General features: G+C 56.4%; 22 protein-coding genes and 1 tRNA gene. 15 read left to right on the forward strand and 8 right to left on the reverse strand.

Annotated features, from left to right (window positions below):
• Positions 1-38: 38 nt before the first annotated feature.
• The gene (glnA, locus tag D1223_RS12550; protein ID WP_119376764.1) at positions 39-1,442 is read right to left on the reverse strand and encodes a type I glutamate--ammonia ligase; all 1,404 of its coding nucleotides are present in this window, start codon (positions 1,440-1,442) and stop codon (positions 39-41) included.
• A 62-nt stretch (positions 1,443-1,504) separates the two neighbouring features.
• Positions 1,505-1,843, reverse strand: a complete 339-nt coding sequence (locus tag D1223_RS12555; protein ID WP_119376765.1) for a P-II family nitrogen regulator — start codon at positions 1,841-1,843, stop codon at positions 1,505-1,507.
• A gap of 312 nt (positions 1,844-2,155) precedes the next feature.
• On the opposite strand from D1223_RS12555, the gene D1223_RS12560 reads away from it, so the two are divergent.
• The 5 genes from D1223_RS12560 to tig all read left to right on the forward strand — a co-directional run bounded on the left by D1223_RS12560 (position 2,156) and on the right by tig (position 6,010).
• The gene (locus D1223_RS12560; protein WP_119377136.1) at positions 2,156-2,854 is read left to right on the forward strand and encodes a Coq4 family protein; all 699 of its coding nucleotides are present in this window, start codon (positions 2,156-2,158) and stop codon (positions 2,852-2,854) included.
• Positions 2,851-3,390, forward strand: a complete 540-nt coding sequence (locus D1223_RS12565; protein WP_119376766.1) for a histidine phosphatase family protein — start codon at positions 2,851-2,853, stop codon at positions 3,388-3,390. Before D1223_RS12560 ends, D1223_RS12565 begins: the two co-directional genes overlap by 4 nt.
• A gap of 231 nt (positions 3,391-3,621) precedes the next feature.
• The gene (locus D1223_RS12570) at positions 3,622-4,425 is read left to right on the forward strand and encodes an NAD(P)H-hydrate dehydratase (protein WP_233353188.1); all 804 of its coding nucleotides are present in this window, start codon (positions 3,622-3,624) and stop codon (positions 4,423-4,425) included.
• 42 nt (positions 4,426-4,467) lie between these two features.
• Positions 4,468-4,552 (forward strand) — tRNA-Leu (locus tag D1223_RS12575).
• Between the two features lie 123 nt (positions 4,553-4,675).
• Positions 4,676-6,010 carry a trigger factor gene (gene tig / locus D1223_RS12580; RefSeq protein WP_119376768.1) on the forward strand — a complete coding sequence of 445 codons (1,335 nt, stop codon included), beginning with the start codon at positions 4,676-4,678 and terminating at the stop codon, positions 6,008-6,010.
• A 16-nt stretch (positions 6,011-6,026) separates the two neighbouring features.
• Here the strand turns inward: tig and D1223_RS12585 are convergent, their stop codons facing one another.
• Entirely contained in the window at positions 6,027-7,508 is a 1,482-nt protein-coding gene (locus tag D1223_RS12585) for a carboxypeptidase-like regulatory domain-containing protein (protein WP_147372806.1), read from the reverse strand.
• Positions 7,509-7,543: 35 nt separating this feature from the next.
• On the opposite strand from D1223_RS12585, the gene D1223_RS12590 reads away from it, so the two are divergent.
• The gene (locus D1223_RS12590; RefSeq protein ID WP_233353153.1) at positions 7,544-8,221 is read left to right on the forward strand and encodes a c-type cytochrome; all 678 of its coding nucleotides are present in this window, start codon (positions 7,544-7,546) and stop codon (positions 8,219-8,221) included.
• On the opposite strand, the gene D1223_RS12595 is transcribed toward D1223_RS12590, so the two are convergent.
• Both D1223_RS12595 and D1223_RS12600 read right to left on the reverse strand, forming a co-directional pair.
• Positions 8,218-8,946 carry a hypothetical protein gene (locus tag D1223_RS12595; protein ID WP_147372808.1) on the reverse strand — a complete coding sequence of 243 codons (729 nt, stop codon included), beginning with the start codon at positions 8,944-8,946 and terminating at the stop codon, positions 8,218-8,220. The two genes, D1223_RS12590 and D1223_RS12595, sit on opposite strands and share 4 nt — an antisense overlap.
• A gap of 21 nt (positions 8,947-8,967) precedes the next feature.
• Entirely contained in the window at positions 8,968-9,462 is a 495-nt protein-coding gene (locus tag D1223_RS12600; RefSeq protein ID WP_233349855.1) for a MarR family winged helix-turn-helix transcriptional regulator, read from the reverse strand.
• Between the two features lie 332 nt (positions 9,463-9,794).
• On the opposite strand from D1223_RS12600, the gene D1223_RS12605 reads away from it, so the two are divergent.
• The 4 genes from D1223_RS12605 to dacB are packed head-to-tail and all read left to right on the forward strand — an operon-like array spanning position 9,795 to position 13,165.
• Positions 9,795-10,070, forward strand: coding sequence for a PilZ domain-containing protein (locus D1223_RS12605; RefSeq protein WP_158588470.1), 276 nt, complete (start codon positions 9,795-9,797; stop codon positions 10,068-10,070).
• 55 nt (positions 10,071-10,125) lie between these two features.
• On the forward strand, positions 10,126-10,710 hold the full coding sequence (locus tag D1223_RS12610; protein ID WP_119376773.1) for a GNAT family N-acetyltransferase: 585 nt from the start codon (positions 10,126-10,128) through the stop codon (positions 10,708-10,710).
• Positions 10,707-11,711 (forward strand): porphobilinogen synthase, encoded by a 1,005-nt coding sequence (hemB, locus tag D1223_RS12615; RefSeq protein WP_119376774.1) that lies wholly within the window; start codon positions 10,707-10,709, stop codon positions 11,709-11,711. The genes D1223_RS12610 and hemB overlap by 4 nt, the downstream gene beginning before the upstream one ends.
• On the forward strand, positions 11,711-13,165 hold the full coding sequence (dacB, locus tag D1223_RS12620; RefSeq protein WP_119376775.1) for a D-alanyl-D-alanine carboxypeptidase/D-alanyl-D-alanine endopeptidase: 1,455 nt from the start codon (positions 11,711-11,713) through the stop codon (positions 13,163-13,165). Before hemB ends, dacB begins: the two co-directional genes overlap by 1 nt.
• Before the next feature lie 11 nt (positions 13,166-13,176).
• Here dacB and D1223_RS12625 read toward each other — a convergent pair whose 3' ends face one another.
• Positions 13,177-13,611, reverse strand: coding sequence for a DUF1801 domain-containing protein (locus D1223_RS12625; protein WP_119376776.1), 435 nt, complete (start codon positions 13,609-13,611; stop codon positions 13,177-13,179).
• 83 nt (positions 13,612-13,694) lie between these two features.
• Between D1223_RS12625 and D1223_RS19075 the strand changes: the two genes are divergently transcribed.
• Entirely contained in the window at positions 13,695-14,336 is a 642-nt protein-coding gene (locus D1223_RS19075; protein WP_233353154.1) for a phage tail protein, read from the forward strand.
• A gap of 15 nt (positions 14,337-14,351) precedes the next feature.
• Here D1223_RS19075 and D1223_RS12635 read toward each other — a convergent pair whose 3' ends face one another.
• Complete coding sequence (locus D1223_RS12635) at positions 14,352-15,329, reverse strand: TIGR00341 family protein (protein WP_233353155.1); 978 nt, start codon at positions 15,327-15,329, stop codon at positions 14,352-14,354.
• A gap of 22 nt (positions 15,330-15,351) precedes the next feature.
• On the reverse strand, positions 15,352-16,221 hold the full coding sequence (locus D1223_RS12640; RefSeq protein WP_119376778.1) for an NAD(P)-dependent oxidoreductase: 870 nt from the start codon (positions 16,219-16,221) through the stop codon (positions 15,352-15,354).
• Between the two features lie 194 nt (positions 16,222-16,415).
• Here D1223_RS12640 and D1223_RS12645 point away from each other — a divergent pair, with 194 nt between their 5' ends.
• Genes D1223_RS12645 through D1223_RS12660 form a run of 4 tightly spaced genes read left to right on the forward strand, consistent with a single transcriptional unit; the run spans position 16,416 to position 20,919 of the window.
• Complete coding sequence (locus D1223_RS12645; protein WP_119376779.1) at positions 16,416-17,102, forward strand: OmpA family protein; 687 nt, start codon at positions 16,416-16,418, stop codon at positions 17,100-17,102.
• 32 nt (positions 17,103-17,134) lie between these two features.
• Positions 17,135-18,973 (forward strand): SLC13 family permease, encoded by a 1,839-nt coding sequence (locus D1223_RS12650; protein ID WP_119376780.1) that lies wholly within the window; start codon positions 17,135-17,137, stop codon positions 18,971-18,973.
• An 18-nt stretch (positions 18,974-18,991) separates the two neighbouring features.
• Positions 18,992-19,750, forward strand: a complete 759-nt coding sequence (locus tag D1223_RS12655; RefSeq protein ID WP_119376781.1) for an arginyltransferase — start codon at positions 18,992-18,994, stop codon at positions 19,748-19,750.
• Between the two features lie 56 nt (positions 19,751-19,806).
• Complete coding sequence (locus D1223_RS12660) at positions 19,807-20,919, forward strand: TRAP transporter substrate-binding protein (protein WP_119376782.1); 1,113 nt, start codon at positions 19,807-19,809, stop codon at positions 20,917-20,919.
• Positions 20,920-20,924 lie beyond the last annotated feature (5 nt).

Consider the following 20,924-nt stretch of genomic DNA (forward strand, 5'->3'; position numbering starts at 1 on the left):
TTCCAGCCCGGCGCAACATTCTTACAGAGATTCGGCGCTTAGACCTTGTAGTACATGTCGAATTCGACGGGGTGCGGGTGAAGCTGCAAACGCTCCACTTCTTCCATCTTCAGTTCGATATAGGCATCGATCTGGTCGTCATCGAACACATTTCCCTTGGTCAGGAAGCCGCTGTCTGCCTTCAGGCTTTCAAGCGCCTCACGGAGCGAGCCGCAAACTTGCGGAATCGAGGCGGCCTCTTCCGGCGGCAGGTCGTACAGGTCCTTGTCCATGGCATCGCCTGGATGGATCTTGTTCTCGATACCATCGAGACCAGCCATCAGAAGCGCTGCGAAAGCCAGGTACGGGTTTGCCGTCGGGTCCGGGAAACGGGTTTCGATCCGCTTCGCTTTCGGGCTCGAGCCGAACGGGATGCGAACGGACGCCGAACGGTTGCGCGCCGAGTAGGCCAGCATGACCGGTGCTTCGTAGCCCGGTACCAGGCGCTTGTATGAGTTCGTCGACGGGTTCGTCAGCGCGTTCAGTGCCTTGGCGTGCTTGATGATGCCGCCAATGTAATAGAGGCAGGTCTCTGAAAGGCCTGCATACTGGTCGCCTGCAAAAGTCGGCGTGGAGCCGTCCCAGATGGACTGGTGAACGTGCATGCCCGAACCATTGTCCTTGAAGTATGGCTTCGGCATGAAGGTCGCCGACTTGCCGTACTGGGCAGCCACATTGTGAACCACATACTTATAAAGCTGCAGGCGATCGGCCATCTTGGTCAGTGTCGAGAACTTCAAGCCAAGCTCATGTTGGGCCGGAGCAACCTCATGGTGGTGCTTTTCAGGCTCAAGCCCAATCTCGCCCATGATTGCGAGCATCTCGGACCGCATGTCCTGTTCGGAGTCGATCGGCGGAACCGGAAAATAACCGCCTTTGGAGTGCGGGCGATGCCCCATGTTTCCAGTCGGATACTCCTTATCCGTGTTGAACGGAAGCTCTGTGGAGTCGAAGGAGTAGCCTGTTTTATTGGGCTCTGTTGACCAGCGAACATCGTCAAAAACGAAGAACTCGGCTTCCGGGCCAAAATAGGCTGTCGTGCCGACACCAGCCTGCTTGAGATAGGCTTCTGCTTTCTTCGCTGTCGTACGCGGGTCACGACCATAGGCCTGTCCCGTGATCGGATCGAGAATGTCGCAGAATACGGCAAGCGTCGTCTGCTGGAAGAAAGGATCGATGATCGCCGCGCTCGTATCAGGCTTGAGCAGCATGTCGGATTCGTTGATAGCCTTCCAGCCGGCGACGGAAGAGCCGTCGAACATCTGGCCTTCTACGAAAAAGTCATCGTCGACCATGCCCTTGTCAAAGGTAACGTGCTGCATCTTGCCGCGCGGGTCAGTAAAGCGAAGGTCGACGAACTCAACGTCCTTTTCCTTCATCAGCTTCATTAGGTTTTCGGCCATTTAGCCCTCCAGTTAGTAATGTTGGAACCACCGCCTGGCAGCGATGTCATTTGTTGTTCAGTTTAAAGCGCGCCTTCGCCGGTCTCGCCGGTGCGGATGCGAACAGCCTCAGTAATTTCGGAAACGAAAATTTTGCCATCACCGATCTTACCTGTGTGCGCGGCTTTTGAGATCGCATCAATAGCCCCTGCGACGCTGTCGTCCGCTATCACGAGTTCGACCTTCAGTTTCGGGAGAAAGTCGACAACGTACTCTGCGCCGCGATACAATTCCGTATGACCTCTCTGCCGGCCAAAGCCCTTGGCCTCCGTTACCGTCATACCCTGCATTCCAACCGCATGGAGCGCCTCTTTCACGTCATCCAGCTTGAAGGGTTTTATGATCGCTTCAATCTTTTTCATTGGCGCCTGAACCTTTCCCTCAATAATGTTCGGTGACGTAGCAGCATGCTCGAAGGGCGCGATAATCCCTTTGAAAAAATCGGAAAATCAGAACGGCATTTGCACAAGGTTTTGGCGCGAATGATGCAAAATTGAGCAGCGCCACTTACCCGAAAATGACGCCTCCGTCATTGTTTTGCGAAACCGAAAATGATAGATGAGAAAGCATCGCATCATTTCAACGCAGATGGATGACGAATGAATCGCTCGAACGTGTACATCAGCCCCGCTCGCGAACGACCAAAACTAAAGCCGATCACGGCATGGCGACACATGCAGCAGCTAATAGCTAACAAGGAAGACACCGAGCAGGTGTTCCACATTATTGAAGCGCTGAATGGCGATTCAGCGCTCAAGGATTTCGATCGGTTTTTGTCGACGCCCGAAGGTCGGTCCCGGTTAAAGAAGCGCGACTACCTGCCGCCTATCCTGGACAATCATGAACCGCTTCTTGCCCTGCCCAAAGGCAGCGTTGGGCGAACCTATGTAGAATTCATGGAGCGCGAAGGGCTGTCGGCTGCGGGGTTGGTAGCCGAAAGCGAGCGGCGGTCCGCAGCCTGGCGCGAAATCGACGACGACCTCCTCTGGTATGGAAACCTTTTACGCGATACTCACGACATGATGCACATCCTGACCGGTTACGGGCGAGACGCTCTTGGCGAAGCCGCCCTTCTCGGTTTCACGCACAGCCAGCATGGCGGACTCGGAATCAGTTTCATAGCATTCATGGGGGGACGTCAGCTCGCAAAAGCCGCCCCGCGCGATGCACGGATACAAGACGTTATCCGGGAAGGCCGGCGCAATGGCAAACTGGCGCGGCGGATTATTGAGCAGGATATCGAGGCCCTCCTTCCTCGCCAACTGGAGGAAGTGCGCAGGGAGCTGAACATCAACGAACCTGTAGCCTACAGGCGCGCACACGATGTTATACGCGCGCACGGCTTGGACCCTTATGAAGCGATGGCCGCATGATCTACATGGTTCGGCATGGCGAAGCCGCAGCCGGCTGGGGCCACGCGAAGGATCCGGGCCTGTCCTCCCTCGGGCGACAGCAGGCCGAAGCCGTCGGTGAACAGCTTTCCACAATGGGTTTCGAGCATGGCTTTGCCAGCCCGATGACCAGATGTCAGGAGACCTCACAGCCCTTCTCACTCAAGTCCGGCATTGAGATTGCTACAGAGCCGAATGTTAGTGAAATTCCGACGGTACAGGGGCTCGATGACCGCATTAGCTGGTTGCAGAATTTCATGTCGGGCACTTGGGATAACGCCGAGCCTATTCTGCAAGACTGGCGAAACGCCTTGATTTCGACCGTGGAAGCGCTTCCTGATCACAGCGTTGTCTTCACCCATTTTGTAGCGATCAATACCATTGTCGGGCATCTGGAAGGTTCACAACTCGTTACCAGTTTCAGGCCTGGCTATTGCTCCATGACCATGCTGGTGCGTGGCCCTTCAGGTCTTGCTGTTCGGGAACTTGGGAGCGAATCCGCCACACGCGTTCTTTGAAATCCTCAAAGAATTGCGATCCAAGAAAATCTTGCCCTATTGAATGCCCGTAGCATCCGCTGCTCGCTTCGCGTTTGGAACCTTCGCGGGCAAGTAATCCATCATTGCAAAAGACTATTGTATCCACTTTGATTTTCAGCAGAGCGCAATTTTCGCCCACAAGGGCCGACTCTGAATTGAGACGCGAGTATGACCAATCAGGCCGCAGTTCCTAACTCACCCTCATTGTGGATGAACTCATGGCCGTGGCCGGATCGAGACAGCCACAAACATGTTCGCGGACATCTTGGCTGCGTATCGGGGCCAGCATCGTCGACGGGAGCCGTCCGCCTCTCGGCAAGGGCGGGCCTGCGCGTAGGCGCGGGTCTCGTAACCTTGTTCTCACCACCTGGGGCCGTCCTCGTGAACGCCAGTCACGAGACGGCCGTCATGGTGAAGTCGTTCTCTGATGTGGAATCCCTCAAGGCTCTTGCCTGCCGCACGCAATGCACGCTCATCGGACCGGGAGCCGGCCTTACGCGGGACACGATAGATAACACGTTAGCCGTTCTCGAAGGTGCTGCGTCGGCAGTTTTGGACGCGGATGCGCTGACGATGTTCAAGGAGCAACCGCAAAGGCTCTTTTCGGCAATAAAAGGTCCAGCGCTATTCACACCGCATGAGGGCGAATTTCGGCGCATTTTCCCGGACCTTCCGGTGTCCGGCGACCGCGTGGATGCTGTATCGAAGGCCTCAAAGCAGTCCGGCGCCGTAATCATTCTTAAAGGCGCATCCAGCCTTGTCGCCTCGCCCGATGGTCGCCTCGTCGAAAACACCCATGCGTCACCTTTTCTTGCGACGGCCGGTAGTGGTGATGTCCTTGCGGGCATAGCGGGTGGGCTCATGGCTCAGGGAATGGACGCCTTCGATGCAGCATGCGCAGCCTGCTGGGTCCACGGCGAGCTTGGCTTGCGGCTCGGCCCTGGCCTCATTGCGGAAGACTTGCCTGAGGCGCTGCCAGCGCTGCTTCACGAACTCTATGCCGCGAGGACTTGATCCCCAGCAAGGCTGCAATTACGAGAACGGCTCTCTACTGATGCGGATGTGGCGAAATTGGTAGACGCACCAGATTTAGGTTCTGGCGCCGCGAGGCGTGGGGGTTCAAGTCCCTCCATCCGCACCACATGACATTGGCTTACTGCGCCGCATAGACAGTGAAGCAGGCCTATGACATACACGCCCGCTTCAAGACTGAACAACGCCAATCCCCTGACGAAAGCGCCCGAGCGCACAAGGAATTAGAACGATGGAATGCACCGAAACCACCGATGGCCTGAGCCGCATGTACAAGGTCAAGGTGCCGGCGAGCGAACTGAAATCCCGGCTGGACCAGCGCATTGAAGAAATCCGTCCGCAAATGAAGCTGAAAGGCTTCCGGCCGGGCAAAGTGCCAGCTGCGCATGTGCACAAAATGTTCGGCAAATCGATCATGGGCGAGGTTGTCGAAGCCGTCATGAAGGAATCGAGCGAAAAGGCCATTGCCGACGCTGATGTCCGTCCCGCTTCCCAGCCTGACATGCACATGGAAAGTGACATGGAGGCCGTGCTTGAGGGCAAGGAAGATCTCGCCTATCACATGCACGTCGATGTGATGCCGGACTTCGAGCCCGTCGATGCCGCCACCTTGAAGGTTACGCGTCCCGTTGCAGAAGTTGATGACGAAGCTCTGAATGAAGCCCTCGAGCGCGTTGCGGAAAACAATCTCAAATACGAAGCACGCGGCAAGACGGCAAAAGCTCGTGAAGGCGATGCTGTGGTTATCGATTTTGTCGGCAAGCTGGACGGAGAACCTTTCGAGGGCGGCGCCGCAGAGGGCCACACGCTGGTTCTGGGCTCCAATAGCTTCATTCCAGGATTCGAAGACCAGCTTATCGGCGTCAAGGCTGGCGACGAAAAAGCCGTCGAAGTGACATTTCCTGAGCAGTATCAGGCAGAACATCTTGCCGGCAAAGCTGCCGTTTTCGACGTAACTGTCCACGAAGTTCGCGCTCCCAAGACGCCCGATATTGATGAGGAATTCGCCAAGGGCCTCGGCATCGAGTCTCTCGACGAACTGAAGAACCTCGTGAAACAACAGCTCCAACAAGAGCTGGACAATGCGTCACGCGCGAAGGCCAAGCGCAGCTTGCTCGACGCCCTGGACGAGAAGCATGATTTTGAACTTCCGCCGAAGATGGTCGATATGGAGTTCGACCAGATATGGCAGCAGCTTCAAGCCGAAATGGACGCTGGTCGTGTGTCGGACGAAGATAAAGACAAGTCCGAAGACGAACTGAAGGACGAGTATCGCAAGATCGCTGAACGTCGTGTTCGCCTCGGTCTGGTCCTCGCCGAAATGGGCCGTCTGGCGGAAATCACGATTTCCGAACAGGAAGTGCAGCAGGCCATGATCCGAGAAGCGCAACGCTTCCCCGGCCAGGAACGCCAGGTCATTGAGTTTTTCCAGAAGAATCCAAATGCGATGGCTCAGCTCCGTGCGCCGATCTACGAGGACAAGGTCGTCGACCACCTACTTGAAAAAGTTGATGTGAAGGAAAAGAAGGTCTCGCGAGAAGAGCTTCTCGCAGAAGAAGAAGAGTAGGCAGCAGCCAAGGCCATCACGCCTCGATCAGCCCGGCAGGTTCATCCCGCCGGGCTTTTTGATGCGTCATTGGCGGCGCGGTCCTGATTTGTCGCCCAGCGCTTGCCGGCGGTCCCGTAGCGATGGCCAGCGGCACGTCGCTCGCTATGTCACCCGATCTGATATTCAGTTCAGCGACATGCTCCTGCCATCCCGCCAGAACTCGCAGCCTGTACCGGCCAGGCTGCAAGTCGGCGAACCCGAACCGACCAAACGCTGCGCTTCGCCTTTCTATCATCTGCCCCGTCTCGATGTTGATCAGTGTGAGCAGTTCGCCCTCAAGCCGCTGATCAATCGGATCAACCCGACCGTTGCCATCTAGGTCAATAAACACAGTACCTCTGATGGCCGGACCAGGCTGCTCATATGTCGTCTTGGCATTTTTCTCATCCGAACCGACAGATAGCGCTGAAAGACTGACTTCTGTTGCTGATGTTTCCGGAACGGCTTTCTGCTCTGAAATGCCGCGACCGGTTTTCCGAAAATTGAGCGCCTTCAAACTAGGCACAGGCACGCGACTATTCGCTACAGTTTCGGAGAAGCTTCGAGAAAACGACACCGCTACGATGCGCGAATGAGTCCGCCCAAACTCGTTGACATGTTCACTCGACATCTTTGCTGACTTCGCCGGAGACCTCGGATGAGCCTTTTCACCATCATCACTGGAACGGGACGTCACAGACGCCAGAACCAGCCTTGCCTCCGGCGTTTTTCGAATTTCCGTTTCAATTTGCCAGGACTTTCTCTTTCGCCAGTCGCCCGCGATCGCCGACGAGCTTCGCTTCCGAACCGAACCACCAAAGGCGCCCTCGAAAGAGGCCAGATCAGGAACGGATAAACGGTAAGGTGACTTCCCTGCCCTCTTTTCCGGCGAATGTGCCGCCAATAGCAGACGAGCTTGCGAGGAGCCTTCGAGAGTTGTGGGTTCCGGAAACAACAGATTAGCTTTCGCGATGGTCGTCCTCGCGGATCGATCCCGCCTCTCCGGCTCGGACCGGCCTGATACGGAAACCGGGAGACCGACTAGCGAGGAAAGCGCATCCGGGCTCAGCCAGAGACGGCTGTCTGTTTCAATGCCCGCCGTGTCGACCGGCGCGCCCGGCTTCCCATCGATCCACAACTGGCCCGTATGAAGGCTCATTTCTGCTCGCTCGCCGGACTGAGGCCGATCGACAATCAACAATTGCCGACTTCTGCGAAAAACTGCGCCACTCAACGCCGCAACGCTGGTTGCATCGATCCGGTCGGGCTGCCCATAGCGAACCTTTACTGCCAGCGTCTGCTCACCAATTTGAACGTTGTGAACGGCCTCAGTTTGCCGCACAGACGCTTTGTCTGGCGACAACAATGCATTGGCGGGTTGCGACACTGCCAGCGGCCGGTCTGACGGCATGGCATCAGCGACGGCGGCTGAAGGCGCAGTCAGCAAGGAAAGCCCCGCCAACAGGAAGGTGATCAACTGTCGACGCATCTCGCTACGATAGTTGCCGACCGATGTTAATTCCGCACTTCCCTGAAACGGAAAATTTCAAAGGAGGACGATCACCCGAGCTGCTTGCGACAACGCGCCGTACGAGCCAACCTCCACTGAAAGGTCTAAAAATCCAATTGCAGGACAACTTCAAACCTCATTCACGAGATTATATAATGCCCTTAAGCTCCCGATTTTTAATAATTTTACTGATTTCCGGGCTGGCCGCATGCGACTCAGGCAAAGAAGTGCGCGCAGTTGGGCCCGCGGCGCCCGCTCAGGAACTGACGAATAACGGAGCAGAAACGTCAACAGAGTCGTCTCGAGATTTTTCTTCGCTTCCTTCTCCCTACAACGAAGCCGACTATGCCCTAGGTCGGCGCACGTTCAAATTCTGCGGCTCCTGTCATACGCTCAAGGAAGGCGGACCAGATCTGGTCGGCCCAAATCTCTTTGGCATAATTGGTCGCGAAGCTGGATCCCGGCCCGGCTTCAACTATTCGACCGCGCTTCAAGAGGCCAGCTTTCGCTGGACGCCTGAAAAACTTGAGGAGTGGCTAAACAATCCCCGAACATTCCTGCCTGGCAACAACATGACATTTTCAGGCGTCCACCGTCAGGATGCCCGTCACGCAGTTATCGCTTATGTCATGCATGAGACCGGATACGGCCCCGAATCCGAGACAACAGCGACGCCCTAAAAGGTTCGGGCCACTGCAAAGAAAACGGCAGATTCGTCGAATTCTCCGCCAAACTCGATCAGTGTGCCGGCCGAGATATCAAAACCATCCGCCTTCCAGAGATATTCGAACTGGTACTTGCTCGAAGAAGCGTTGCTGTCGCCGGAGTCGAACCAGGCTTGGGAAACCAGCCAGACATCCTTGTAGAGCCGCTGCCCCAGGCCGATTTCCGCGCGTTCGCGCTGGCACCCGTCTTCGTGCGCCCGAACGGCCCCTTCCGCGAACCAGAAAATGTCCTGCCCAACCGTGTCTCCACCCACTCTGGTGGATTGACCGATAGAAACCCGTGCCTCGGCGCCCAAAGTCTCACAACCGGCCGCACCGCCGATTGCGTCGCCAGACAAGGCGCCTCCTTCCAGCGCAAAAACGAGACCTTTGGGCAGTGTGAAACCGCGACGAGCGGTCACGCGCCAGCCGTCACGATCAAACTCGCCAAAGCGGTCAAACTCAAGACGCTCGTATTTAAGAGAAACGGTCCAGTCATCGGATAGGCCGTATTCGGAATAGGAATCCCATCGGATTCCATCGAGCCCATCGACCGTATGTCTGGAGATGGCAAGACGGGCATAAAGCTCGCTGTCCCCGCGCGACCACGGCGATGCAAGCGCAGGCGACGCAACAAACGTCGCCGAAAGACCTATCGAAACCCACCTCAACATAGATGGAACCCAGTTTAAGGGCTCCATCTGATGTTGAGAAGCATTAATTTAGAGGCGGAAACGGATCTGATCCGACCAAAAGCGTTCAAGGCGGGATACTGTCTTGTTCAGCTGCGCAAGATCCGTAGGGCGCACGCTCGCCGTCGGCTCGAGAGCGGACGCCTGCTTGGAAAACAAGCCTTCAACCCTTTCACGGACCTTATGGCCACGCTCAGTCAGCCGCAGATGGACAGTCCGTTTGTCGGCTTCCGATCGCGACTGCTCCAGATAGCCGCCTTCCTGCAGTTTCTTGATATTGTAGGAAAGGCTGGTGCCAGCAAATGCGCCACGAGCTCGCAGTACGGACGCTGGGGTCTCTCCTTCGCCGATCTCATAGATCAGCAGGGCCTGAACGCCTGTCAGGTGACGTTCGCCGCCACGCTCCAGGTCATCCTTGACCACGTCGTGAAGTCGACGATGCGCCTGCTCAAGAAGAGAAAGCGACTTCAGAAAGGATTCAGCAACCGGCTCTTCTCCGGTCACTGCTTGCGCAGTGTTGTTCATTGTTACCACCATCATCACTCAACTTTTGTTGTAGTTTGATCTGATTTAAACTGCTCTTCCTGATATTTCGTTAAACACACCCCTTCCCCGGCGCGCGAATGTTAACAATCCCCGGGCTAAACGTTAATTTTTACGCGCTAAGGACCACTTGAAAGAGCTGGCAAAGCACTTCATCAATCATGATCTTAGATTTCTTCAACGGGCAGGATCGGGTTTAGTGAAGCTCTCGGAGCCTGAATATTCTACGGACGAAGACTATGGCGTCGGCAACGAACAAGAAATTTGGAACTAATGCCGCGAAACCCGCAGTGGATAATGCAGGACAAGACGACATGTCCGAGAACCGCGAACATCCAAGATTTGACGTCAACACGAACGGCACTCTGGTGCTGGAGACTGGCTTCAAGATTCCTTTCGTCGTCAAGGACATGTCTCAACGGGGCGCGAAACTGCTGCTTCAGCACAGCGTCGTCTTGCCCCCCCGGTTCACGGTAGAAATCGTTAGTCCGGACAATCGCAAGATCAAACGGTGCAAGGCTTCACGACAATGGCAGCGGGGACCGCTTGTCGGCGTAAGGCTTCTCAGCTCGCAGACAATCAATCTGTGAGTCTGACGATTTAGATCCGCCCAACCTGTTCGAGTGACTACCGAGGCAGAAGACGTTGCGATCCCGATCGTTCCAGAATGGCGCCGGTCATAAGGCCGCTTTTTCAATTCGACCTGCCATACGCGCAGATTTCTCCGAGATCATTGAAGTGGACAAGTCGGCCTCATTGTTATTCGGGCCTACCGGTCTGCTCAGCGAAGAAGCACTGGCAGATCATGTCCCTGCGCAAGCCCTGCAGGACGCGCTGAACCAGGACTGGCTGCTGGTTGCAGAAATGCCTGACAAGGCCGTTGTCGGATTTGTCATGGCAACGGTACGGGATGGCGGGCTTTATGTGGACCAGCTCAGCGTTTCGCCCGATTATGGCCGACAAGGTATCGGTACCGCGCTCATGAGAAACCTTGAAGGCAAAGCGCACAACCGGGATATTTTGGAACTGACCCTGTCAACATTCCGCGACCTTCCGTGGAATGCCCCCTTTTATGCAACGCTTGGCTTTCGACATATCAAGCGGTCGCATCTGAGGCCCTTCATGCTGGAAATCGAGACAGCTCAGGCCGAATTCATGGATGTTTCCAAACGAACCTTCATGAGAAAGCGCCTTCGCAAGACACTCTTTCGGAGTAAAAAAGCTCAATGACCACACCGTTTCCTCAATCGTTCCCGCGCACTCGTCTGCGCCGGCTAAGACAAGCCCCCTGGATCCGATCTCTTACAGGAGAGCACGTCCTTACGCCGTCCGACCTGATCTGGTCGATGGTTGTGCATGATGGCAGCGACCCGAAGATACCAGTCGGCTCCATGCCGGGCTTGTTTCGGCTGAATGTCGAGGAAGCTGCCAAGGCAGCGCGCAGGGCTCGAGAGCTTTCAATACCCGCAATAGCGATTTTTCCGCATATCGATCCTGCGCACAAGGATGAGATGGGAAGTGAAGCCCTCAACGGGGAGGGTTTAATACCGCGCGTCATCAAATCCATGAAAGATGCAGCGCCCGAGGTCGGGATCATCTGCGATGTGGCGCTGGATCCTTTCACAAGCCACGGGCACGACGGCGTGATAGACGCGAATGGCTACGTTCTGAACGACAAAACCTCCGACCTGCTCGTCAGGCAGGCTCTCGTCCAGGCTGAGGCTGGTGCGGACGTGGTTGCACCATCTGACATGATGGATGGCAGGATCGGCGCAATCCGCGATGCCCTGGAGGACGGGGGATACGCCAACACGATGATCCTGTCTTATGCGGCGAAGTATGCGAGCGGATTTTATGGTCCCTATCGTGATGCAATCGGATCAGCGACCGCCCTGAAGGGCGACAAGAAAACGTATCAGCAAAACCCTGCCAACTCCGACGAAGCGCTTCGCGAAGTTGCGATGGATATAGCTGAAGGCGCCGATATGGTGATGGTCAAGCCAGGCCTGCCCTATCTCGATATTGTTCGGCGTGTTTCCGAAACCTTTGCCGTCCCCACGATCGCATTTCAGGTCTCTGGCGAGTACGCCCAAATCAAGGCCGCCAGCCAGAATGGCTGGATCGATGGAGACCGTGTCATGATGGAAACGCTTCTGTCCTTCAAACGCGCCGGCGCCGCAGGAATAATCACTTATTTTGCCGAAGAGGCTGCAGCCGCACTGGGGGCTTGATGGTTTCGCAAATCATGCAGGCCGCTGCGCTTGCTGTTCGAAGCTGGCTTATCATAAGCACGCTCGCGACGTGTGCCGCAGCAAACGCTCAAACAGCGGTAGATGACAGGCTCCTGATCGATGTCGACGGAGGCCGATGGGGTATCAGCGTCCGCGCCGTGGACGGCTCCGCCGAACTGACAGCGAATGGCAACCAGCGCTTTATGCCTGCATCCACTTTGAAACTGGTCACAACGGCTGCGGCGCTTCATTTCTTAGGTGATTTTGAGAACGGCGGCTGGCCGCGCGGCACGGCCCTCTTAATCAAACAGGGGCCTGATGCACCACTGCCTTCCCTCATACTGAGGGGAAGTGGTGATGCCACCCTGTCCGATGACGAGGCTTGCGAGACGTCCTGTCTTAGCCAGTTCGTCGATGCTGTGCAGGCGCAGGGCATTGCCCGCGTCCAGGACATCATCATCGATGATAGCCTGTTCCAAAAGTCGTACTGGCCGAGTGGGTGGGCCCAGGATGATCTGCGGTTTGCTTTTGGCGCGGCCGTTTCGGCCCTGACGGTCGATGACGCGACAGCCCACGCGACGATTGCTCCGGGGACACAGATCGATACGCCGCCCATCCTTACATGGCTGGATTTGCCTGCTTTCGATGTCGATGTTTCTCAGGCGCACACTGTGTTGCACGGCTTCGATCTCGACTTCCTCAAAAGGCCGGGCTCACGCTGGGCTGAGATTAAAGGAACTATCGGGCTGCACACCGGTCGGGTTCCGCTACGCTTCGGACTGGACGATCCTTCAATTTACGCTGGCGAACTGTTCCGAAAACGTCTCGCTGAATCTGGAGTACTGGTCGAGGGGAAGATCCTTCGCTCCGAAGAGGCTCCGGTTAGAACTGACAGCAGTCTCCCGCCTAGGCTGCTTTTTCAGCATCCTGCGCCGGACCCAATAAAGACGATGGGAGAAATCTTGCATGAAAGTAACAACCTTCATTCTGAAGTCCTCCTTCACCACGTTTCATTAACACTCCGCGACCGGACATCAGAGTCTGGCCTTCGCCTGCTTGAGCATCTGCTGATCGAGTCGGGCGCCGATCAGCATGATTTCAATATTGCGGACGGTTCCGGCCTTTCTTCCTACAACCGCATTACGCCGGATGCGATGACGGAGCTTCTGGTGTGGGCTACCCGCCAACCTTGGTATGAAAGCTGGTCTGGCCTACTCGCCGCAAATGGAAAAGATGGAACACTCGAATACCGGCTTCCGCGCGGCGTCCAGGAAGGCGCTGTGCGTGCAAAAAGCGGGACAATGTTTGGCGTGGATGGCCTGGCCGGCTACTTTCGTTCCGAAAGTGGACGCGATTACGCGTTCACAATCTTTCTCAATGACAGCGCGATGTCCCACGCTGAAGCGCGAGAAAGAATCGACGCCCTACTCCGCTCGCTTATTGAAACGCTCTGACCATCAAACGGCTAGTTGTCCCACGTTGCGTATTTCGCACGCATGTATTGCAAGCCATCATGAATGATTTCAGCGAGCACACTTTCGTCCACGTCAGCCAGCTTGTTGATGTAGAGACAGGATTTTCCAATTTTGTGCTTTCCCAAGCGGTCCAGCTTGTCCGACATCGCAGAGTATCCGGGCATGACATAAATGGCGAGATTGGCCCTTCTGGGCGAAAACCCCGTCAGCATGAATTCGCCCTCCCGCCCACTTTCATATTTGTATTGATAGCGGCCGTATCCAATGATGCTCGGACCCCACATCTTCGGCACCATGCCGGTCGTTTCGGCGAATAGAACGAGCAGTCTTTCCGCATCACGTCTGCGGGTCTCGTTTTCGACACTTGCCACAAACGCTTCTGGAGATCGCCCGGTCGGTTTTGTCTTGTTATCTGATTTCGCCAAAGATTCTCATCCCTGAAGTCACCCGGAAACCTCTTGCGATCCAACTGCACTCGGCCATAGTGGCCCGATCAAGGGAGGACGCAATGAAAAACAAGCTGACAACAGGACTGGCCACGGCATTCGCCGCCCTTGTGGCGCTGGCACCAGGCGCTCATGCTCAGGACACCTATCTCGGAACAATCCAAGAGTTTCCGTACCAATTTTGCCCGCGAGGTTGGGCGGCGGCCGAAGGACAACTCCTGCCGATCAATCAAAACACAGCACTATTCAGCCTTCTCGGCACTCAATTCGGTGGCGATGGGCGCACCACCTTTGCTCTGCCTGATCTTCGTCCAACGAGGTCGTCGCCGCCTCCGGCGTCAAGCCTGAAGGCAGAGGTCTATCAGCACTGCCAGTTTTCGGGTTGGTCTGTTTCGCTCGCGCCGGGCGATTACCCGCTATCCGCACTCTTGGGTTTTACGGACAATGACATGTCTTCAATCCGTTTGCCGGACGGATGGACGGCGACGCTTTATGACGGCACGGCGCTGGACGGAGCAAGCATGACGGCGAGCAGTACTGATGCGTGTCTCGTTAATGAGGGCTTCAACGACCGAGTATCCAGCATCGTTATCCGCAACAACGGCGAGACAAATCCGTCACAGCCGGCCTCTCCAGGTGCAAATGATGCTGCGAAGCTCAAAACCTGCATCGCTTTGCAGGGCATTTACCCGTCACGAAACTAGAGCGTTCACACCCTGTTAGGTCAGGTCGACTGACGACCCAAGATCGAGAACAACAATCAGCACAATCAGCAGAATCAACAATCCTGCGGACAGCCCGGCATTTATCCTGGTTGCGCGGCTGGCGTTTCGTTGATCGATCCAGCCACGCGGTCGAATCTTCTTGAAACGAAAAACGATTAGCGCAGAGAGAAACAGACAGACGATATTCAGCAACAGCAGCATCGCTGCGCGCGTGGCCAAGGTCCATTCGCCCGATCCAATAAACAAGCCGAGGGCTGCGCCGGGCGGCAAAAGCGCCGCGGCAACCATCACGCCAACAAGAACGGCGGACCGCCCTCGCGCCATAGACAACGCGGCCGCGCCACCAGCGGCAAGAGCCAAAGCAACGCCGTCCAGCCGCACTTCCGCGCGCGACATCAGTTCATGGCTTTCCTTGTTTATTGGAAGCAGGAACGACAATAGAAAAGCCGTCAGAAGCGCGACCCCAATGCCCGCTGCGAGCGTGCGAGTCGATTTGCCTATGAGATTGAAATTGCCGAGCCCGGCTCCCAAAGCAAAACCAAGAATTGGCCCAAGCAGAGGCGCAATGACCATGGCCCCGATCACGGCTGCGACTCCATCTGAATTCAGACCGATCGCCGCAACCACTGTGGACAGACCGGACAAGATCAGGAAATCGCGGTTCAAGGCCGCGTCGCGAGTCACATCGTCCAGCAACTCTTCTCGCAGGACCTGCAGGTTTGCCTTCGCTTCCTCGTCTTCGAGCGGCTCAGGCACAGGCAAAGTCGCTTCGATCGGAATCATTGTGATGCGCCAGTCCCGGCTGTCACGTAAGGCGTCCTGCAAACCGTCGCTCAACGACTGACTGCGACCGTCGTGCATGATGATGCGCACAAGTGCACGATCATGTTGCTCGACTGGAAAGATCATCCAGTCCACCGGTTTGAACGCCTTAACCACCCGGATCACCGCGTCCTTGTCGCGCGTCTTCACGTGTACATCTATCTGGCGCACGTCAGTCGGCTTTTTTGCTGTTCAGTCGGTTGAGCAGGCTCGAAGTATCCCAGCGCCGCCCGCCCATGGCCTGAACATCTGCATAAAACTGATCGACCAGCGCGGTGACTGGGAGGCTTGCGCCGGACGCACGGGCGGCGTCGAGGGCTATTCGGAGATCCTTTCGCATCCAGTCAACGGCGAAACCATGGTCGAACTCGCGCTCGCTCATCGTCTTCCAGCGATTGTCCATCTGCCAGCTCTGGGCCGCACCTCCGGAAATTGCCTCGATCACCTTTTCAACGGAAAGGCCGTTGCGCTCCGCAAAGTGGATGCCTTCCGACAGCCCCTGCACGATGCCTGCAATGCATATCTGATTGACGGATTTGGCCAGCTGTCCGGCCCCGCTTTCACCAATGTGTGTGATGCGATGGCCATAGGCTTTCATGACCGGAATGGCCTTTTCCATGCCAGCCGCATCACCACCGCACATGATCGTGAGCTTGCCGTTCTCGGCGCCAGCCTGACCCCCGGAAATCGGGGCATCGATAAAACTGGCCCCTCGCGCCTCGCAGCGGGCATGAAGCCTTCGGGCCAGTTCGGCGCTTGCCGTTGTGTGATCGACAACGATCATTCCCGCAGCGAGGTTTGGCTCGATCGCGTCAAAAACTTCCTCTACATCCGGGTCATCGCCGAGGCACATGAACACGTACTCGCTACCGAATACGGCATCAGCCGCATCCTTGGCAGGTTCACCGCGATACGACTTGGACCAGTCCAAAGCCTTTTTAGCCGTACGATTCCACACCTTCACGTCATGTCCGTGCCTGGCAAGATGACCAGCCATGGGGGCGCCCATAACGCCAAGGCCAAGGAATGCACATTTGCTCATGATCTCACCTTTTCATTGCAACAATTGCCTACCGCGAAAGGTGAGCCAGTAACACCCGCCGGATGGACGCACGTTCCTGTTACGCAATTAAAATATGCCGGTCTCTCAGATTTCGTTCAAATTGAAACGTTTGACGAGACCGGCCCTCAAGAATGGCATGGTAAACAAGCACCAGATCAGAAAGATCGGAGCCAATGGCTGGACACTATTCATCACAGGCGCTGGAAGGCAGAACGCCCCAAGCGCCGATTAGGCGACTGGGAGCCTGGAAGCTTGCTTACGCAGACTTCCTCACCGCCCTCTGCGCCCTTTTTATCGTGATGTGGATGGTGTCTGGCGCCAGCTCTGAGGAACGTGCTGACCTCGCCCGGCAATTTGGGGCCGGTAAAATGGAAGCCGTCTCCGTAGAGCCAGACCAAGAATCGACAGTTTCCGATGTGGAAGCTTTGCTCACGAAGTCCGCTCTCTTCTCTGACAATTCCACAAATGTGACCCTGACGCGCTTTAAGGATGGTCTTCGGATCGAACTTATCGATCTTGACCAGGCACCGCTGTTCGAAAACGGTATGGAAAACCTCAACGAAAGAGGCGAATCGCTGATCGCCCTCGCATCCGACATACTCAAAACGATTGGGCGCCCCATCTCCCTGGAAGGTCATACGGACAGTCAACCGGTCAATCGCCAAGACTATTCCAATTGGGAGCTGTCCTCCGGTCGGGCCAATGCGGCGCGGCGCGGCCTGATCGCAAACGGCTTTCCGGAGTATCTAATAGCCAGCGTTTCCGGCCTTTCGGACACCAAACCACTGCGTCCCGACGCACCTTACTTGCCACAAAACCGTCGCTTGAGCATAGTCGTCCATATAGACGAGCGTCCCTGAGCCAAGGTCGCTCTCGTGGGCGAGGAGGCCGGATGACCGCTGAATTGATGTCGAATTGGCCCATGTGGGCCAGCTTGCTGGCGGTCTCCGTTACCATCGTTTTTTACATGCTGGACCGGTGGTCGATGGAGACCGTCTCCATTTGTGTGATTGCCGGGTTCCTAATTCTGTTCTCACTGCCTGGCGCCACGGGGACCGGCGGGACTCCTATCTCGTCTGCTGACCTGTTGGCCGGTTTCGGCAATCCCGCATTGATTACAATCATGGCGCTGCTTGTGGTCGGACAGGGCCTGTTCCAGACGGGCGCGATCGAAGGGCCGACAAAAGTCCTCGTCAGTCAGTACGGGAAACGGCCGGTATCGACACTGCTCGCGACCTTCTTCGCCGTGTTCGGCATCAGCGCATTCACGAACAATACGCCCGTCGTGGTGATGTTCCTTCCTGTCATGAGCGCCATCGCGATGAGGATGAAGACGAGCGCATCGCGTTTGATGATGCCTCTCAGTTTCGTTTCAATCCTGGCCGGCATGACCACGCTGATTGGCACATCAACGAACCTTCTTGCGGCTGACGCGCTTCGTCGTATCGACGGGGTAAGACTGGGGTTTTTCGAGCAGACATCCATGGGTCTGATGCTTGCTGGCGTCGGCCTCGCCTATATTGCTTTGATGTCCAGGGTGCTTCTACCAAACCGGGACACATTCGCTGACGAATTGGTGCCGTCCGGCAAACAGTTTCTTGCTCAGATCGACATCACCCACGACCACTTTCTCAACGGGCAAGAGCCAGTCGCAGGCATGTTCCCCGACCTCAGGGACATGACCGTGAGAATGATTCAGAGAGGCGAACGAGCAATCTTGCCGCCTTTTGAGGATATCCGGCTTCAACCCGGAGACCTTGTAATTATTGCTGCCACGCGAAAAGCCCTAACTGATCTGCTTGCGTCCCGACCGGGCATGCTCCAGCAGCTCTGGCGCGGCGGAGGCGACGCCGAATCAGTAGATGACAACGTGCCGCCACTCAGCCTTATGGAAGCGGTGGTTGCGCCAGGCTCTCGCATGGCAGGCCGCACGGTTGAACTTATCGGCTTTCGCCGTCTCACATCGGCTGTTGTTCTGGGCATACAGCGAAGATCGCGGATGATCAGAGCCAAACTCGGTGAAATCCGGCTTGAAGCCGGTGACACGCTGTTGCTTTGCGGACCAATCGATGCCTTTCAGAGCCTTCGTTCGAGCCGCGACCTGATCTTGCTGGAATGGTCTCAGAGCGAGCTTCCCATGACGGCGCGGGGCTATGCCGCACGGCTTATCGCTGTAGGCATGGTTTTACTCGCGGCGCTGGGACTGACATCCATTCTCATCGCTTCCGTTTTAGCCGCTACGGCGATGATCCTGTTCCGGTGCCTGAACGTGCGGCAGGCAGGCCGCGCTCTGGATTTGCGTATTTTTCTGGTCATCGGCGCAGCTTTGGCAATGGGAACAGCCCTCGAACGAACTGGCGCCGCTTCATTGATCGCTGATCTCGTTGTTGATGCATCTGAGCCGTTTGGCCCACTCGCGGTGTTGTCTGCAGTCTTCCTCTGCGTCGCGTTTCTGACCAATATTTTGAGCAACGCGGCTGCAGCCGTGCTGTTCGCGCCCATTGCCCTGGAAGCGGCTCACGCAACCGGTTCTGACCCCCTGCCGTTCATTCTGGCGGTCATTTATGCAGCCAACTGCAGTTTCGCGTCTCCAGTCGCCTATCAGACGAATATGCTTGTAATGGCCCCCGGACATTACAAATTTTCGGATTTCGTAAAGTTCGGTGGTCCATTAGTATTGGTGATCTGGGTGGCATTTACGCTGCTGGCCCCTTGGCGTTTTGACCTTTGAGTGTGTTAATCGGTAACGATGAAGCTTGATGAATCTCTCTTTACTGTTCCGGGCGTTCGCCGTGGATTGCGGTTTTACGTGACGGGGCCGACGCCCTGCCCGTATCTGCCGGACCAGTTCGAGCGCAAAGCCTTCACACATCTCAGCCAGGCAGCGCCCGACGCTTTGCACCACCAGCTCAGCGAAGCTGGGTTCCGTCGCAGCCAGTCAGTCGCCTATCGACCTGCGTGCCCGAATTGCAATGCCTGCCGGAGCGTCCGCGTCGATGCACAAAGCTTCTCGCCAAGCCGAAATCAGCTGCGGGTTCTCAGCCGGAACAGCGACTTGATTCGTCGACCGGTAGAGCCACGCGCCACGCGAGAGCAGTACCGTTTGCTGAAGCATTATCTCGTCAACCGTCACGAGGGCGGTGGTATGTCCGATATGGGCTTCCGCGAATATGCCGGCATGGTGAATGAAACCCCGGTGCAAACGGCTCTTTTTGAGTACAGGCAAGGCCCAGAGGAGGATTCACCGCTGGTCGCTGTTTCCCTGACCGACATCCTGCGCGACGGATTTTCGATGGTGTACACTTTTTTCGATACCCGTCAGCCAAAGCGCAGCCTCGGCACGTACATGATCCTCGATCATATCCGGAACGCGGAATCCTACGGGTTGCCTCACGTTTATCTGGGCTACTGGATCAAGCAGAGTCCCAAAATGGCCTACAAGAAACGCTTCCAGCCTCTTGAGGTGCTTGACGGGCCCGTCTGGCGTCGGCTTGAAGAAGACGAATAGACAACGAGACCTGCCTGAAGCAGGTGCAGCCAATTTGAGTTCCGGGGGAGGAAAAGATGCGCAGACGCAATCTGCTGGGCGCAGGCCTGTTGGGGCTTGGCGGCGCCGCTGCCTCTTTCAGCAACCCTGGCACTCAGTCTAGTGTATCCGCGCCGTCGATCAGCCGAAACCGCCGACAGCTGAATATGGTCACGACTTGGCCAAAGGGACTACCGGGTCTGGGTGAAGCGGCAGAACGTGTGGCCGCGCGCATCAGCGCGATGTCAGAAGGCTTTATTGAGGTCAAAGTCTTCGCGGCAGGCGAACTTGTCCCCGCCTTTGAAAGCTTCGACGCCGTGGCAAACGGCTCCGCGGACATTTATCACGGGGCTGACTATTACTGGACAGCGAAATCACCTGCCTACCCTTTTTTCACGGCTGTGCCCTTCGGCATGACGGCACAGGAAATCATGGGATGGATCGATTTTGGCGGGGGACAGGCGCTCTGGGATGAGCTATCTGGCGACTTCGGCATTAAACCAATTCAGGGCGCAAATACCGGCCACCAGATGGGCGGCTGGTTTCGAAAGGAAATCAACAGCCTTGATGACCTGGTCGGCCTTCAGATGCGGATACCCGGCCAAGGCGGTGATGTCCTGCGAGCGCTTGGTGGAGCGGCCAAATCGTTGCCGGGCGGGGAAATTTACCAGGCCCTTCAGACGGGCAATATCGACGCGACCGAATGGGTGGGCCCCTGGAACGACTATTCGCTCGGCTTCTACCGAGAAGCGCCATATTATTATGGACCAGGCTTCCATGAACCAGGTGCCAGCCTCGCCGTCGGCATCAATCGGAAACTGTGGGATAGCATGTCGGCGAGCGAGCAGGCAGTCGTGAAGGCCGCTTGCGAAAGTACAAATCATACCTCGCTTGGCGAATTCACCTACCAGAATGCGGTCTATCTCGACATCCTGACGAAAGAACATGGTGTTCAGCTCAGGTCTTTTCCCGAAGACGTCGTGAAGGCAATGGCAGAAGCCTCACGGGACGTTCGCGCGGCGGCAGGAAAAGATGGAATCGAGAAGCGCATTTACGAAAGCTTTGAGACCGCGCTGGCAAGCATGTCTAATTGGGCGAACGTATCTGATGGTCCTTACTACGCCGCTCGCGAACTCGGCCGGAAGCGCTAGAGGCT

Origin of the sequence: Henriciella mobilis (assembly GCF_003576285.1) — a bacterium.
GTDB classification, from domain to species: domain Bacteria; phylum Pseudomonadota; class Alphaproteobacteria; order Caulobacterales; family Hyphomonadaceae; genus Henriciella; species Henriciella mobilis.

Coding starts and splice junctions, on each gene's coding strand:
- D1223_RS19075 (WP_233353154.1), top strand. CDS start 13,695: ATGAAAAACAAGCTGACAACAGGACTGGCCACGGCATTCGCCGCCCTT.
- D1223_RS12650 (WP_119376780.1), top strand. CDS start 17,135: ATGACCGCTGAATTGATGTCGAATTGGCCCATGTGGGCCAGCTTGCTG.
- glnA (WP_119376764.1), bottom strand. CDS start 1,442: ATGGCCGAAAACCTAATGAAGCTGATGAAGGAAAAGGACGTTGAGTTC.
- dacB (WP_119376775.1), top strand. CDS start 11,711: ATGGTTTCGCAAATCATGCAGGCCGCTGCGCTTGCTGTTCGAAGCTGG.
- D1223_RS12605 (WP_158588470.1), top strand. CDS start 9,795: ATGTCCGAGAACCGCGAACATCCAAGATTTGACGTCAACACGAACGGC.
- D1223_RS12560 (WP_119377136.1), top strand. CDS start 2,156: ATGCAGCAGCTAATAGCTAACAAGGAAGACACCGAGCAGGTGTTCCAC.
- hemB (WP_119376774.1), top strand. CDS start 10,707: ATGACCACACCGTTTCCTCAATCGTTCCCGCGCACTCGTCTGCGCCGG.
- D1223_RS12655 (WP_119376781.1), top strand. CDS start 18,992: ATGAAGCTTGATGAATCTCTCTTTACTGTTCCGGGCGTTCGCCGTGGA.
- D1223_RS12565 (WP_119376766.1), top strand. CDS start 2,851: ATGATCTACATGGTTCGGCATGGCGAAGCCGCAGCCGGCTGGGGCCAC.
- tig (WP_119376768.1), top strand. CDS start 4,676: ATGGAATGCACCGAAACCACCGATGGCCTGAGCCGCATGTACAAGGTC.
- D1223_RS12570 (WP_233353188.1), top strand. CDS start 3,622: ATGAACTCATGGCCGTGGCCGGATCGAGACAGCCACAAACATGTTCGC.
- D1223_RS12595 (WP_147372808.1), bottom strand. CDS start 8,946: ATGGAGCCCTTAAACTGGGTTCCATCTATGTTGAGGTGGGTTTCGATA.
- D1223_RS12555 (WP_119376765.1), bottom strand. CDS start 1,843: ATGAAAAAGATTGAAGCGATCATAAAACCCTTCAAGCTGGATGACGTG.
- D1223_RS12645 (WP_119376779.1), top strand. CDS start 16,416: ATGGCTGGACACTATTCATCACAGGCGCTGGAAGGCAGAACGCCCCAA.
- D1223_RS12640 (WP_119376778.1), bottom strand. CDS start 16,221: ATGAGCAAATGTGCATTCCTTGGCCTTGGCGTTATGGGCGCCCCCATG.
- D1223_RS12660 (WP_119376782.1), top strand. CDS start 19,807: ATGCGCAGACGCAATCTGCTGGGCGCAGGCCTGTTGGGGCTTGGCGGC.
- D1223_RS12600 (WP_233349855.1), bottom strand. CDS start 9,462: ATGAACAACACTGCGCAAGCAGTGACCGGAGAAGAGCCGGTTGCTGAA.
- D1223_RS12590 (WP_233353153.1), top strand. CDS start 7,544: ATGTTAATTCCGCACTTCCCTGAAACGGAAAATTTCAAAGGAGGACGA.